Consider the following 13,970-nt stretch of genomic DNA (forward strand, 5'->3'; position numbering starts at 1 on the left):
AAGAATCCGGCCAATTTCCTCGCCGCCGTCAAACTCATTGCTACTCGCATCTGGATAAAGGCGTTATGAGTCTACTGCCTAGACAAATCGTCTTTGCTAAATTTCGTATCAGAAGCCATCTTTTTGACCTTGTCCAAGTTGCTTCTGGAGACGGGTACTTGGGCTCCGGAGGTCAGCAATACCTTTAGGTTTCGGCCGTCATTCGCGACGGATTCCACAGCGGAATATGCTATCCAATGGCTTCTGTGGACACGTAAGCCGAGACGATCTGGAATTTGCAGCAAAGCCGCTTTCATGGTAGCTGCCTCAAAGTAAGTTGACTTGGCCGTGTAAATTCTGACGTAATTTCCCTCGGCGCGTATGTGTAGAATAGACTCAGTTGGAATGCGCGTTCCGCCAATCACTACAGTGATATTTTTGTTGCCGACATTCTGCAGTGTATCAGGGTATTCCTCCCGCATGTTATCTTCACTATTTTTCTCGGCATTGATTCCGTCATCGATAGGAGATTGCGAAAAAGCATTTTTACGTCCGCGTACTTGCAAAAGAATGCGCGGGATTACGGCGCTCCATAAAAAAATGCTGACGTGGACAATTATTACGATATAAAAAGCATATAGAAACACACTTGAAATGCTGAAAAGGTGGGGGCGTGTCTTGTAAATGCCAACAAGACAGTAGGTTGTGAATAGGCTCATGAAGGCGCCGGTCAGATCGAAAATGATTGAATGGACCCTGCGCATAAAGCCCCAAGTGACCGCCCACGACAAAGCCATAAGTGTTGCCCATGCCATTGAAAGTCCGACCACACTGGACAGGAAGTAGATGGCTGTGCGCAGCCAGATGGGCATGCCCTGCGTCCAAGGCACTTGGTTCATTGCCACAGTCATGAGCGAGAGCGCGGAATACGTCATCAGTATCCAGGGGTGAAGGAACACGCGTGTCGTTTCCTGGCGCGAGAGGCTAACGACCCTGCCTGTAATTAAGGTAACTTCAAACGAGTTCAATCGATTTAGTTTCTGCATTTTGTGGCCGCTCAAGCGTAAGTTTCCATCTGTCAAATTGGTGGGTCCTAATGCACATAAAACGCCCAAAAACCAAGCGATGAAGCCATCGCGCTTGATCATCTCAGGTTTGCAAAAAAAAGTGCCGACGTCCAAACGATTCGCTCGCGCATTAGAAATATCTCAGGTCCGTCAACGTCTTGCCCGTTCGTCCCGGACGATTTGCAACATCCCAACCACAGGCGAGCAACAAACACTTTCAAGCAACTCATCATCTTTCGTGTGTTGTTCGTCAGTGACGAATGGCCTTAAATTCTGCGTTGCTAAATTTCGCTGCGCTTTGAAATGTTTGGATGGCGCTCCCAGCGAGATCTTGAGATGAGTGCAGTCCGAAGCGACCGGGATTTGGGACGCTTCCACGGTGATCCCCAAGGCAATTGGTCGAAATCCGATGCTCCCAACAGCCCTTAGGCCGAACCGCCAAACACCAACCGGCAGCAATTCGAGGCGTTTAGCTATGGACAATGCTACGGCACAAGATTTTCGCTATCGCTCTCTGCCTACGGCGACAATCGAAGAGATCGTCAAAGCTTACAGAAATGACAGATGCCGAGTTCAAATCCATGACGAGGGGCGCGCCGCAATCCTAAATGAAGTACGGCACCTCCAATGGGGGGATTTCGAACTCTTCAGCGCCACGTATGTCAATGACGCACGACTTGCCATGCGCCACTCGAATGATGTCATAGCTTTTCTACTGCCGTCAAACGGACAGGTTGAGATTTCGCTGAAATCCCGAAGAACTCTATGCACGAACGGCGCGATCGCGATTCCGGGTGCAAAGTTCAGTGAGTTGAAGCTACCTGCAGGTAAAAGGCAGGTCCGTCTAGGAATTTCTAGGCGCAGATTTCAAAGGCACATTGCGCTACCTGGAGGCCAGTCGCTCGAAAAACCGCTAAGATTTGATGAGGCGCCGAAGCTCGATGCGCAAATGTTGGCTTGCCTAGTCAACCTTATCGAGGCTGTATTTTTTGAACTCGAGCACGCCAATACATCTATCGTATCATTAGCTCATAAAATAGACTTGATACAAATCGGTCTTTTGGCAGTTTGGCCAAACAGCCTGTGGCATAACAATGCTGAGAATGTGGCTTATATTGCACCGCGCCATGTTCGTTCTTCAATCGAGATGATCCGAGCTGATCCTTTCAGCCCTTTCGATATCCCCGAGTTAGCAAGGGCTTCTGGCGTCAGCGTGCGGACGCTTCAGCACGGTTTTCGCCAGTTTACCTCTTACTCGATCTCAGAATTCATAACTCGCGAGAGAATGAAAACCGTTCGCACCAAGATGGATGATGCGGAGTTTATGAAAGAAATTCGAAAAAAAATTGGGAGTAGCGCATTCAGGAAGCTCAGCCTAGAATACAAAATTGAGTACGGACGAAATATAGAAGATGTTTAAAAATCCAGTTCCGGGTCATCAGGAGATTAAAATTGTTCGTAGACATTTCTGAGGTAGCAAAATATGGCGATATATACAAAACTATGTTTCTAGCTCGCCGCCATTTAGGAGAAACAGAATTTATATTTAACTTCGCAGGCCAATCCTATTGTGGAAAACTCTCTCCTGAAGCTGCGGATGTAGATTTCGAGTTGGACGGCATCGGTTTCAAGTCGGTTGGAGCTCAGTTCCAGTTGATTGTCTCTGACGAAAGACTGATTGGCATTTTTGCCGAGATCCTTAATCGGAAAATATACTCGTTGCCCGTTTTTCAATCAAATGGTTCCCTTGTATCTCTATACATCGAGCCGATCACAACGATACTCCGGCAGCTTAAAGGCAGGGCTAGCAATGGAAGCCGCGACTTGGTGCTAATACCAGCCATATTGGAAGCTCTCGTGAAACACCTTGCATACGTTTGGCCAAATACGAACACTCTCGAATTAAGTATATTTGAAAGTAAGCGGCCGCCACTTGCTCTGCGCTTGGCGCTGGATTACATTTCTTCAAAAGAAGGAATCGTCAAAAGTGTCGAAGAAATTGCAGAGCGTACAAATGTTGGAGTGAGAGCTCTTGAAAAAATATTTAAAAATCATCTCGGAATTGGTATAAAGAGATACTGCAAAATAATTACGATAAGAAGAATTTTGGATCAAATTAAGAGCGAAAAGGAAAATCTGAGTAAAATTTCTTCTCAATACGGCATCTCAAATGTTAGCAGATTGCGCAGAGAGATCGACGAGTATAAAGCGCAATCCACAAGTGAATTGCTTCCTTGGGAAATCTACGACTGGCAGCCTCCAAGGGTCTGACTCCCGAATCCATCACTATATCCGTACCTTGTATTCCGCCTGTTTATCAGCCGAATGTGGGCAATTATTGTCCCTGCCTCTGATGAGACGACGGATCGTTCGACGCCTTGGCCGATAGATGTGGCTATCGCCTTGCTATCCGACCGACGAAGCGCGGGCGGGTGACCGCGCGGTGCTCGAATGTGAACAGTCCGTTATTGCGACCGATAGAGACCGCCATGAAGGGGTAGACCTTGACGATCGTCTCCGTGAAGATGACGCTGTCGTTGATGGCGATATCAGGGACATGTCGAATGTCCAATTTCGACTTCGAAAGCTCGCCATTCTCGGAATTGTAGGTCCATTGCACAGCAAATCCCTCAGAGGTACGCATGACGCTGCTAATCCTGATCTGAGGATTGCCGACGTCATTGCGGGCCAATCTCTGCATCATGGCTTTCGCCTGACCGAGCACGCTGTCGGTGACCTCCGTCTGCCGCGAGATAAAATCACCAATCGTGAACGTCGACTTGTCCGCGATATTTGCGGCACGGAACAAGTCGAAGATTGTGAAAGACGCAAGCAGAAGCAGGATCAGAAGTGGAGCGACGAAGCCGAACTCGATGCCGGCGGCGCCGCTTCGATCCGAACGGATCCGTTTCATAAAGAAATCTGTCTGGCTAAACATGGCGTTCACTCCGGCTCGTTAAGCAGAGCGGATTCGGACGTCATGAAGAAGCCGGCGTCCTTATTGTGGCGAAGGCGGAGCCCGAGACCAATGCCCGGCGTCAATGGGATGACGTTGACGCAGGCGCGGATGAAGACGACCTCCGACCGGAGCCCCGGATCGAATTTTGTGACGGGTTTTACCGCCGTGCTACCTGTGGCGCATGTCGCATTGGTATCAGGATAGCTTGAGCCGGCCGGGATCGGAACCATCTCGACCAGCATTTCCTCCTCGCAATTCGTGAAGATCGCCGCCTCTCCGCATATGCGTTGTCGAACGTAGTCTCTTGTAAAACCCTCTGTCCGGCCAATACGCAGCTCACGCACGACAATATCCATGGCGCGATCCAGCATCATCTGCTTGGTCATGGTCCAGCCGACTTCAATGACGGAAAAAATCATGGCGAAGAAGAGTGGAGCAACGAGCGCGAACTCGACAGCCGCCACCCCTGCCTTATCCCGAAGAAGAACACGCAATTGAAGCTACTCCGTTAGTTGGTCAGATGGAGTTGCTCTATCGAGCTGGCGATGTTCTGGAAGACTGTGTTGAGGTTGGAGCTCTTGGCGTCATAGTAGTGGCTCGGGCTTGAGGCGCAGCCCTTCAGCTTTGAAAGGAAATCGCCCCCACCGACTTCGAAGCCCACCGCATAAATGACGATGCCGTGGCCTTTCGCGGTATCACAGGCGTCGATCATCGTGGCGATGGCCACGGTGCTCGACACTTTCTCCACGATGGTTTTATTCTTCTCGCTGTCGCTCTGCGGCTGATCGTTGACAGCTTTGCCGGTGTTCGGGCGATACTGGGGAACGACTCCGCCATCGGTCATTAGCACGATGAGCTTCAGTGTGTCGCTGTCGTGATAGTCAGCGGGTCGGTTTGCGAAGTTGGAGTTGATCGTGATGGTGCTATTTCTCTGGATCGTCTTGAGCGTATCGCGGAAATTCGGATCGAGGCCGTGCAGCCCCCATTTCATGGCGATATGGGTGCCCGTCCCGTCGAACATGTGAAAACCGTCGACCTGCTTTGAGAGTGCATCGCGATCGTTCGACATGAAGGTCGCCGAGGTCTCCTCGGTCGGGCAGCTCCAAGGATCGAACCCCTTGTTCGTGCCGACGGTCCAGGTGCTGAATTGCGGAACGTGTTCAGCCGCCTTGAAGTCCGGAATTGCCTCGGAGAATTTCTTATCGAGATTGCCGAAGCAGGACGATTTGTCGTGCTGACGCACTGGCTTCGTCGCGCCCTTGACCAAAGCATCGAACACCTTCTCTCCGACGCTGACCTGGCCGGCAAAAGGAATGAGGTTTATCGATGTATAGCCCTTAGTCTCGTCGCGAAGCAGGCGGCTGATGAAGGATTTTGCGGCCGGCCGCAGCGCATTCATGCGCGAGCCGGTCATCGACCCCGAAACGTCCAGAACCATCGAGACTTCTACATTTCGCTTGGCCTCTTCGGCCTTGGAATGCGCGACGACGTTGATGCTCCTGATGCCAACCAGGTGGAGGAACGTCGTCTCCATCGGTAATTCGGCCGTCGCTGACACCACGCGCTTGTTGACAGCGCTGTCCTCGTCGATCGTCAGCGAATATCCGCTGTGGCCGGCAGCATTGAGATAGTCCTGGATTGTTTTGCGCGCCGGGATAGTCTGTGTGAGCGACGCGGCGGCCAGAACGCCGCGGTCGAGATCGTTCTGGAACGAGGAGCGCAGTCGTTCATGCAGCATCAAGTCGATCGCACCGCCGGAAATAGTGGTCAGTGGGATCATCAGCAGCGCTGCCATGACCCCGACATTTCCACGTCGATTGCGCAAAAGTTTGGCCAGGAGTTTGGTGGCCGGACCGAATTCGATAGAAGTTCTTCTCATGGTGCGATATCGGCGAGACTGGGAAGCGAGCTGCCTAGCTTCGCCGTCGGCCAACTGGTCAGTTTGGATCGCGGTGTGAATCGCTTTCATTCGACTAGTCCGCTTGCCGAGCAGAAGGGGATGCAAGCGCAGCTCATCGTTCATATTTTTTCACCGATTTGACACGGGTTTGGGTTCGCCGTTTGGCAACGGGCGTTTCGTCCGGTCTAGAGGGCAGGTTTGCCCGGGTTTTGGGAGGTGGGCCGAACTCAGGGTGTTAGCTCATATTGCAAGCAAACACCGTGAAATCAGCCTCTTGTTTTCATGCGGCGCGATATTTGGCGTATCCGCCTTCGATAATCCTCTGCGGATCGAACCGGCCCGTTGTTGTTGATCCACTTCCTGTATTGAAGCTCTGAAGGAGTGTTTTCAGCCGCTCCGCCTCGGACGCCAAATTGGCGCTCGCCGCTGATGTTTGCTCCACCATTGCGGCATTTTGCTGTGTGCCTTGATCTATGGCCGATACGGCGCTGGTAATAGATTGCAGACCGGATGCTTGCTCACGGGCCGCTTCGGAGATCGCCATCACATGCTCGCTTATTTCGAGAACATTTCCAACGATAGACTTTAGTGTGGCGCCCGTTTCACCCACCAGAGCCACGCCGGATTTCACCTGCATCTCCGATGTGGTTATCAGCGCCTTGATTTCCTTGGCTGCCGCAGCAGATCGCTGGGCTAACTCGCGGACTTCCTGGGCGACGACGGCAAAGCCCTTTCCGGCTTCTCCGGCACGGGCTGCTTCAACGCCGGCATTGAGAGCAAGTAGGTTTGTCTGAAATGCAATCTCGTCCATCATCTCTGTGATGTTGCTGATTTCCCGCGACGATCGTTCAATCTCGCCCATTGTCGTTATAGCCTTCCTGACGACGCCTTCGGACTCCTCTGCGTATTTACGGGACTGCGCGACCAACTCCCCCGCCTCTGCCGCTCGTTTCGCGGTTGCCGTTACGGTCGAAGTGATCTCTTCAAGAGCTGCCGCTGTTTCTTCAACTGATGCTGCTTGTTGTTCCGTTCGCCGCGAAAGATCGAATGCTGCGCTGCTCATCTCACTGGCGGCGGCGTCGATTGTCACTGCATTTTGCCCGACCGTTTGCATAGCCGCTCGCAGCGTCGCAATCGACGAATTGAGATCTTCCTTGAGCCCAATATATGCAGCCGGCACCGCTCCGGTGATTTCCGTCGTCAGATCCTTCGCCGCCAGATTGGTGATGGCCTGGCCGAAACTTTCCGTCACCAGTCTCTGCTCTCCGGAGATTGCCTCAGCTTGCGCGTGCTGCTTTGCCTTCTCTGCCTCCTCAAGATAAACAGATATTGCAAGGTCCATGTCTAGCAGTACGGCTTTCGCCAGGCTGCCCAGGGCATGGGCGAACTCGGAGCTCTTGAGTTTAGGTTTCCCAAACGACCATATCCGTTCAGGAAAGTATGTGGCGATCGCGCTTTGAATGAGGTGATCAAGGACTACTGCGTAACCACCGATATACCAACGAGGCTCTAGTCCGATGCGGGCGTGAACGGTGCCGATCGTTCTCACTTTATTATAGTAATCAACCGAGAAATCTCCATTGGAGATTTTTGTCCAGTGGCCAGTTTGAGCACCCTTTGCAGCTCCGATGTGTTCTTCTGAGCGGAAAAAAGCCCGCGTTTCGGGTGTGCTTCGAACCTGATCGTAAAATTTGTCGAGCGCAATTGGGAGTTCACGATCAACCGTGTCCTTTATGGAGCGTATCGCCGCACAGCTTTGCGGTGACATCTTCATAAACTCTAGCCTGTGCGCAATGATCTTCATGGCGTCTGACGTCGAGTTGCTTTTTTTTCAGGCTCACTTGTGTGGTCGGTCTGTAAGTTTTTCATCGTGTGCTCCTATAAGGTCTGTGAAATCGGAAATTTTTCCGGATTTACTGCTCGATAGTCTGTGATGCAGAAACGCTTCCAAGCGTGTCTACAAGCTTGGAAATTTGATCGGCATTCATCGCGATTGGCGCAGGATGGCCCAAGAGATAGCCTTGAACAGAACTGCACCCTTCCCCGACAACCAGATCCAAATGCGCCTGGGTTTCGACCCCTTCTGCAACGGTCTCCACGCCAAGACGCCTCCCGAGTTCGGCAACAGAAGCGACGACAGCCCTCGATGTATCTCGATTGATGGCGGTGCTAACGAATGATCCGTCGATCTTGATCTTGTCGAAGGGAAAGGAGCAAAGGTTGGTCAGTGACGAATAGCCGGTTCCGAAGTCGTCGAGGGCAATTCTCACCCCCATATTGCGGATCCTCCGGAGGTCGCTGATGCCTCCCACTTCATCGTTGATGAGCGCAGTTTCGGTAACCTCGATTTCCAGTCGATTGGGCGACAGACCGCTCTTTGCTAATGCGGTAAGTATTTTCCCGCAGATAAGGCCGGTTCCAAGTTGGGCGGGCGAAACATTTACGGCTACCCTTGCGCCATCCGTCCATGCCGCCGCGTCGGCGCATGCAGTGTTCAGCACGAACTCGCCGAGCAAATCGATAAGATCGCTTTCTTCAGCAATTGGAACAAACTGTGACGGGCTTATCCAGCCCCGGTCATTCAAATACCAGCGAACAAGGGCTTCCCGCGCGCAGACCTTTCGGGTTCTCACGTCGACGATCGGCTGGTAGAAAACATACAACCCATTGCCATCCGACAGGGCGGAGCGGAGCGCTGCCTGCAGCATGTTCTTTTCGGTTATCTTCTCTTCCATGCTCGCGGAAAAGACCCTGTAAGCGCCTTTGCCGTCTTGCTTGGCTGAATACAGAGCGAGATCCGCGTGCTTCGCCAGTGTTTCATAGTCTTTGCCGTGGAGCGGAGCATAGGCAATGCCTATCGATACGCCGATGTGGACGTGGTGGTTGTCCTCAATCACGTATCCTTTCGCTATCGCAGCAATGACGCTTGTTGCGAGGCTCTCCATTTCTTGCGGCGCCGAATTGGGAACTATGATTGCAAACTCGTCGCCGCCAATTCGTCCAATGGTCGCGTCTTGAATGGTGCATATTGACAAGAGTCTGCGCGCAACTTCCTGAAGCAGTCGATCTCCTGCGGTGTGCCCGAGCGTATCGTTGATGTCTTTGAAACCATCGAGGTCCAACAGCATCAACGCACTGCATTCCGTTACTTCGGAAAGAGCTTTATTGGTTTGAAGGTTGAAAGTCGTTCGGTTAGCAAGGCCTGTCAGAGGATCATGATGGGCCAGCTGCCGAATTTTTTCTTCCGCAACGACTTCTTTCGTTACAATTGCCCAGGTGAGCATCGGCCCTAGATATGTGCCGTCGTCATCGGTTATCGCAGAAATTTTCAAATCGAGGACTTCCGATCCGAGCTTTATCCGGGCGCTGTGGGGAAGGTTGTCCTTATGGCTGAGAATTGACCGTTGATGCGCAGGATTTCGATGGAATATGTCAACCGAAGCGCCGATCAGATCGTCCGGAACCTCCGGAAGAAGATGCCGAATTTTGTCAATCAGCTCTTTTGAGGTTTGGTTCACATATGTAATGCGGAATGTCTCTGGATCCACAGTCATGACTGCAACAGGCATATCGTCGATCATTTTCACCAATCGGGTCTGGTCCTCCTCGGACAGGCGCGCGCTCCGTGGTTGACTTTTCGATCTAAGTTCATTGATGGCCGCTTTCAGAGTAAATGCCTTAGACATCGCTACCGCGCCCCAATAAAGAGCGGTCGCTATAATCGAAGTAAGCGTTACTCGCCTGAAATAGAAAATCCTGATTCGCATAATTACTGTTCCCCATTTTGAATTATTAACCGCCCTAACGTCAGTTTCTTAGTTAATTTAACATAGATTATAACTCGATAAATAGTTTTAATAATAGATAAGATTTGGCTATAGATTGCTAAATGAATTTCTGGAGACGAATATTATTGCATTAAGAAATCCAGTTGCTGCGAGTTTCGCCAGAAGGTAAGGTCGAAAAAGCGGGTGATTTAGTTAGCAAAAAGTTAATCGGCGAGATTCACCTGCGCATTTGAGAAAATGAATGTTTTTTTTTCGGAAAATGTTCGCTTGGTCGAGAGCGGGACATCCGGGGCGGACGTCATGCACGGCATAAAGCCCAAAGATGCGCTTATCATTTGATTATGTGTCTCTATAGCGCATTCAATGCGGAAATTTCCCACTGCTCCCGCAATGATTTCCAAAGCGCTACCGCGGATCAAATATGCTTCAACTTAGGGCGATTGATCCATGCGAGGGCAAGAAATTACAAATTCCGAACTTCTGATCCTCGTCGGCGAGAGAGTGCAGTTGTTTTTCGCAAATTTACGAAAAGTGCACATGTAAGCGCGACCTAATCGGGCAGAAGTGCTTTTGTAGTTCTTCGAGTTCGAGAGGAGGCGCAGAGAAGATGGCAGGATCGGCTTCACGGGAGCGTCAAGAAGGGACCGCTGCATCAGGAGCTTCGGTTGAGCGCAAAAAAGCCCGCCAGTTTCAGGCGCCCGCTAGCAAGTGCGCCCGGCGCCCCCTTGAGCCATCATCCCTGGCATCCTGATCGCGTGGATAAGCAACATCAGGCATCGGGTTCTTAAGAGAGCGTAGCTCGCAGACAGTGGTTTTTATGGATCCAGCAAACTCCAAATCGGCGCCGACTAACTCGCCGAAAGTACTTCTGGTAGAAGATTCTCCAGCTCTTTCTCGGCTATTGCGGCAGGAGATAATTAATAAAGTCGAATGTGATATTGTCGAGTGTAGGTTGCTACACGAGGCAATTTCAGAAATAACCAAAGGAGAAATTACTGTCGCAGTAACGGGTTTAAACCTGCCTGATGCGCCGGACGGAGAAATACTTAACGTATTGGCTAGATACGGAACGCCAACGATCCTGTTTTCCGCCTCCTTTGTGCCTGATCTTATGCTCAACTATGCATCAAGGCAGCTGGTCGACTATATTGTAAAGGACGACATCACTTCGTCGGCCCGCGTTGCGTCTGCCGTCTCGAGAGTTATATCCAACGGTTCAACATCGATTCTTGTCGTTGATGACATGATGGCAGTGCGCTCAGACCTGGTCGCATTCCTGCAGCGACAGAATTTTGCCGTTTATGCCGCGAAGACTGGCGCCGAGGCTCTTCAAATTTTGGAGCAAAACCGCGAAATCGAAATTGTGGTCACGGATCATTTCATGCCTGACATTGATGGCTTTGAGCTTACGAAGCGGATCAGAAGCCGTCATGGGTCGGACAGGCTCCGCATTATCGGCGTGTCTGCGTCGACGGATCGCCATCTTTCCGCGTCGTTTCTGAAGGCTGGTGCGTCCGATTTTGTTTATAGACCCTTCCTGCCGGAAGAACTTCAATGCCGCATTGACAACAATGTCGAAACCCTCCGTCAACTAAAGCGATTGAGATACGTTGCTGAGAGAGATCCACTGACCTCGCTGTTTAACCGCCGGGCATTCTTTGAGCGTGCCAATAAATACATGCAAACGATAGAGGCGCAGCCGCACTACGGAGCCATATCAATTATTGATATCGACCACTTCAAATCGATCAATGATGCGTTCGGCCATGACGCAGGCGATGAAGTTTTGAAATCAATCGGGAAAATACTTCTCGATATTGCATATGAGGAAAATTTGATTGCCTCTCGCTTGGGTGGTGAGGAGTTTGCAGTACTAATAAAAAGCAAAGGTGACAATGAAGCGTTGACTATCGTAAATAAAATTGTGGATGAAATACGGAAAACGGAGTTTTCTGGGAGTTTATCTGAAATTAAAATTACTGCTTCTGCGGGATTTGTAGAGATAAACAGACACGATGAACTCTGTAAGCAATTAAACCGCGCTGACCATATGCTTTATCGCGCCAAGAGGCTTGGCCGCGACAGAATTTGTACGTCCTTGGTTTCCGATGATATAGAGCAAACCCTTTGAATTCGGAATCTGAATGAGCTTTCCCTCCGATCAGATGGACACCTCGGAAAACCGTGGAGTGTGTTTCTGCGCGGTCTTTGACCCCACTATAGGCGTGGAACGGTGACCCCAGGCGTTCTAAAGAAAAACAAAGTCACTCAGCATGTTAGTCTGCAACAACCGGGGTCACTCTTCCGCGCCGAAAGGGGTCAAAGTTCCGCGCTTGATCACACCCTGAAACTGGCCGACAGTAATGTCTCTGTGCGGGAAGGAGGAGAAATCGTTTCCGTCGACGTCCGAGAGGCTGTTCTCCGCGCCACCCTGGCCAGCGCTGTCAAAGGCAATCCCCGATCACAAGGTCTGGTCATGCAGATGTTTATGCGCGCCGACGCGGAAAGGGCGCGCAAACTCGCCGAGGAGATCGCCTTATGGCGTGACTACCAGCAGAAGGCCTGGGCTGCGATCGAGACCGCGAAGAAGAAGGGGCCGCCGCCGCCAGCGTTTCTGCCTCATCCTGATGACATCATTCTGGATGCGAAGGAGGGCGTCCTCTTCATCGGTCCTGTCGACGAATTCTGGCAGACGAAGATGGAAGAGACCATTCGCTACCGTGATGCGCTGATCATGCAGGACGCGCTTGATGGCCGCAGCGATAAACGTCTTGATGGAGAGCCGATGCGTGAGCCCGGAGCGGCAGGTCTGTGCGCCCTTCTCCTGGAAAAAAGCATTCCGCCTCGCTTACGGCTGACAGATGTTCAGTGGGTCCTCCGGATGATGAAATACGAGGGCATGCCGAAGCGGGCGCTCATGAAGGAGCTCTACGCCGCCTGGCGCGACCTCGGCAAAGACCTGCCGCGGGGATATGTCTTTCCGGAAAGGACGGTCATGGCGAACAATATCGAGATGATCATGAGCCAAGTCCGTGAGATGATTGCCGCGGAAGCGTGATAATCGAGACGGCGGGGCGGCTGCGGAGACAAAAGTTTTTCCGCGCAGCAATGCAGGCTGTGCTGTCCCTACAGCCCGCGCCGCCGGCCCTTCGCCACGAGGAGGCGGACGTTCGATGGTCGAGGAATAAGCGAACTTCCCGCTCAGGCGACTGGACTTCACCTGCAAAGGAAGCATTGCTGTGCAGGCGGAGAGGAACTCGCCTCCGCCTGCCCACGCCCGCCACAACTATGCGGGCTTTCGTCAGTGCAAGCGCGGGATGGTCCGGCGCATACACTTTGACGGAGGCCTCCATGTCGATCATCACCCATATCCGCAAATCGGTTCGCTCTCATATCGCCGGCGCAAGAGCCGCGCAGATGACGGCGCCGGGAGAAAATCTGGTCTTCGCGCCCACAGCAGCCACAGCGGTGGGAGCAACGAACACGCAGCCATCTGCATCCCGCAAGCCCGGGAAAAAGCCGAAGAGACCAGCAGAGGACGCCACCGCCATCGGCGACCAAGACCACACTCATGGAATCCTGGCGCCATCCGATGCCAAACCAAATATACAGGCAACCCAGACAACCCCGGCCGCCCATACTGTCTGCGCGGCAACGGTCAAAGCCCGCAAAAGCGATCTCGTTCTGGACCTGCTCAATCGTGACGCCGGCGCCTCGATGGCCGACCTGATGGCGGCGACCCAATGGCAGGCCCATTCGGTGCGCGCCTTCCTCTCCAGCGTCATCCGCAAAAAGCTCCAGCATCAGGTGATCACAGAAAAGGAAAAGGATGGCGCCCGTCGCTACCGACTGGTTCGCGACGCGGATCGAGACGATGATGCGGTCGACAAGGTCGGTGAGGCCGCTCTGGTGAGCGATGCTAACGCTGCTGCTCCCAAGACTGCTGCTGCCAAGACTGCGACTGCCAAGGCCGTGCAGGACGCCGCCACGATCAAGGCCGTCTGACATGGCCAAGCGCAAGCCAGTGCTGGAACACCAGCTGCAAGCCCTCGATCGTCTCCCCCGCGCCGATCTCATCGATCTCTGGCGCAAGCGCTATGGCGCGCCGCCGCCATCAGGCGTGCGCCAGCCTTTGTTGATCCGTTCGGCGGCATGGCGCATCCAGGAGGATATGGTCGGCGGACTGTCGGTCGGCTGCGTATTTCGGCGGAACGGGACAGTCGTTTCACTAAATCGTGGACAGCAGTTTCACTAATTCCGGGACAGCCTGGTGTTGC

Annotated in this window: 12 protein-coding genes; 6 read left to right on the forward strand and 6 right to left on the reverse strand. The window is 52.4% G+C overall.

The genetic code is table 11. The features are described from left to right. Positions 1-71: 71 nt before the first annotated feature. The gene (locus tag E8Q41_RS08630; RefSeq protein WP_137155132.1) at positions 72-1,127 is read right to left on the reverse strand and encodes a LytTR family DNA-binding domain-containing protein; all 1,056 of its coding nucleotides are present in this window, start codon (positions 1,125-1,127) and stop codon (positions 72-74) included. Positions 1,128-1,521: 394 nt separating this feature from the next. Between E8Q41_RS08630 and E8Q41_RS08635 the strand changes: the two genes are divergently transcribed. Both E8Q41_RS08635 and E8Q41_RS08640 read left to right on the forward strand, forming a co-directional pair. Further along, positions 1,522-2,466, forward strand: coding sequence for an AraC family transcriptional regulator (locus E8Q41_RS08635; protein ID WP_170976411.1), 945 nt, complete (start codon positions 1,522-1,524; stop codon positions 2,464-2,466). 32 nt (positions 2,467-2,498) lie between these two features. Further along, entirely contained in the window at positions 2,499-3,317 is an 819-nt protein-coding gene (locus E8Q41_RS08640) for a helix-turn-helix domain-containing protein (RefSeq protein ID WP_137155134.1), read from the forward strand. A 124-nt stretch (positions 3,318-3,441) separates the two neighbouring features. Here E8Q41_RS08640 and E8Q41_RS08645 read toward each other — a convergent pair whose 3' ends face one another. The 5 genes from E8Q41_RS08645 to E8Q41_RS08665 all read right to left on the reverse strand — a co-directional run bounded on the left by E8Q41_RS08645 (position 3,442) and on the right by E8Q41_RS08665 (position 9,486). Beyond that, positions 3,442-3,984, reverse strand: coding sequence for a hypothetical protein (locus tag E8Q41_RS08645; RefSeq protein WP_137155135.1), 543 nt, complete (start codon positions 3,982-3,984; stop codon positions 3,442-3,444). 5 nt (positions 3,985-3,989) lie between these two features. After that, a complete protein-coding gene (locus tag E8Q41_RS08650) occupies positions 3,990-4,469 on the reverse strand; it encodes a TadE/TadG family type IV pilus assembly protein (RefSeq protein WP_170976412.1) in 480 nt (159 codons plus the stop codon). 44 nt (positions 4,470-4,513) lie between these two features. Further along, positions 4,514-6,028 carry a TadE/TadG family type IV pilus assembly protein gene (locus E8Q41_RS08655; RefSeq protein WP_137155137.1) on the reverse strand — a complete coding sequence of 505 codons (1,515 nt, stop codon included), beginning with the start codon at positions 6,026-6,028 and terminating at the stop codon, positions 4,514-4,516. 157 nt (positions 6,029-6,185) lie between these two features. Continuing rightward, positions 6,186-7,709 carry a globin-coupled sensor protein gene (locus E8Q41_RS08660; protein ID WP_137155138.1) on the reverse strand — a complete coding sequence of 508 codons (1,524 nt, stop codon included), beginning with the start codon at positions 7,707-7,709 and terminating at the stop codon, positions 6,186-6,188. A gap of 109 nt (positions 7,710-7,818) precedes the next feature. After that, positions 7,819-9,486 (reverse strand): EAL domain-containing protein, encoded by a 1,668-nt coding sequence (locus E8Q41_RS08665; protein WP_246660131.1) that lies wholly within the window; start codon positions 9,484-9,486, stop codon positions 7,819-7,821. A 1,024-nt stretch (positions 9,487-10,510) separates the two neighbouring features. On the opposite strand from E8Q41_RS08665, the gene E8Q41_RS08670 reads away from it, so the two are divergent. The 4 genes from E8Q41_RS08670 (at position 10,511) to E8Q41_RS08685 (ending at position 13,948) form a co-directional block, all read left to right on the forward strand. Further along, positions 10,511-11,824 (forward strand): diguanylate cyclase, encoded by a 1,314-nt coding sequence (locus E8Q41_RS08670; RefSeq protein WP_137155140.1) that lies wholly within the window; start codon positions 10,511-10,513, stop codon positions 11,822-11,824. A gap of 102 nt (positions 11,825-11,926) precedes the next feature. Next, positions 11,927-12,751, forward strand: a complete 825-nt coding sequence (locus E8Q41_RS08675; protein WP_137155141.1) for a DUF5681 domain-containing protein — start codon at positions 11,927-11,929, stop codon at positions 12,749-12,751. 293 nt (positions 12,752-13,044) lie between these two features. Next, positions 13,045-13,698 carry a DUF3489 domain-containing protein gene (locus tag E8Q41_RS08680; RefSeq protein ID WP_170976413.1) on the forward strand — a complete coding sequence of 218 codons (654 nt, stop codon included), beginning with the start codon at positions 13,045-13,047 and terminating at the stop codon, positions 13,696-13,698. A gap of 1 nt (position 13,699) precedes the next feature. Beyond that, positions 13,700-13,948, forward strand: coding sequence for a DUF2924 domain-containing protein (locus E8Q41_RS08685; protein ID WP_170976414.1), 249 nt, complete (start codon positions 13,700-13,702; stop codon positions 13,946-13,948). The last annotated feature ends 22 nt before the right edge of the window (positions 13,949-13,970 follow it).

Origin of the sequence: Rhizobium sp. FKL33, from assembly GCF_005222915.1 — a bacterium.
GTDB lineage: Bacteria > Pseudomonadota > Alphaproteobacteria > Rhizobiales > Rhizobiaceae > Rhizobium_E.

Bases quoted from the DNA above. Each gene is read 5' to 3' on its own strand.
- E8Q41_RS08630 (WP_137155132.1), bottom strand. From the start codon at position 1,127: ATGATCAAGCGCGATGGCTTCATCGCTTGGTTTTTGGGCGTTTTATGT.
- E8Q41_RS08635 (WP_170976411.1), top strand. From the start codon at position 1,522: ATGGACAATGCTACGGCACAAGATTTTCGCTATCGCTCTCTGCCTACG.
- E8Q41_RS08645 (WP_137155135.1), bottom strand. From the start codon at position 3,984: ATGTTTAGCCAGACAGATTTCTTTATGAAACGGATCCGTTCGGATCGA.
- E8Q41_RS08655 (WP_137155137.1), bottom strand. From the start codon at position 6,028: ATGAACGATGAGCTGCGCTTGCATCCCCTTCTGCTCGGCAAGCGGACT.
- E8Q41_RS08660 (WP_137155138.1), bottom strand. From the start codon at position 7,709: ATGAAGATCATTGCGCACAGGCTAGAGTTTATGAAGATGTCACCGCAA.
- E8Q41_RS08665 (WP_246660131.1), bottom strand. From the start codon at position 9,486: ATGATCGACGATATGCCTGTTGCAGTCATGACTGTGGATCCAGAGACA.
- E8Q41_RS08670 (WP_137155140.1), top strand. From the start codon at position 10,511: ATGGATCCAGCAAACTCCAAATCGGCGCCGACTAACTCGCCGAAAGTA.
- E8Q41_RS08680 (WP_170976413.1), top strand. From the start codon at position 13,045: ATGTCGATCATCACCCATATCCGCAAATCGGTTCGCTCTCATATCGCC.
- E8Q41_RS08685 (WP_170976414.1), top strand. From the start codon at position 13,700: ATGGCCAAGCGCAAGCCAGTGCTGGAACACCAGCTGCAAGCCCTCGAT.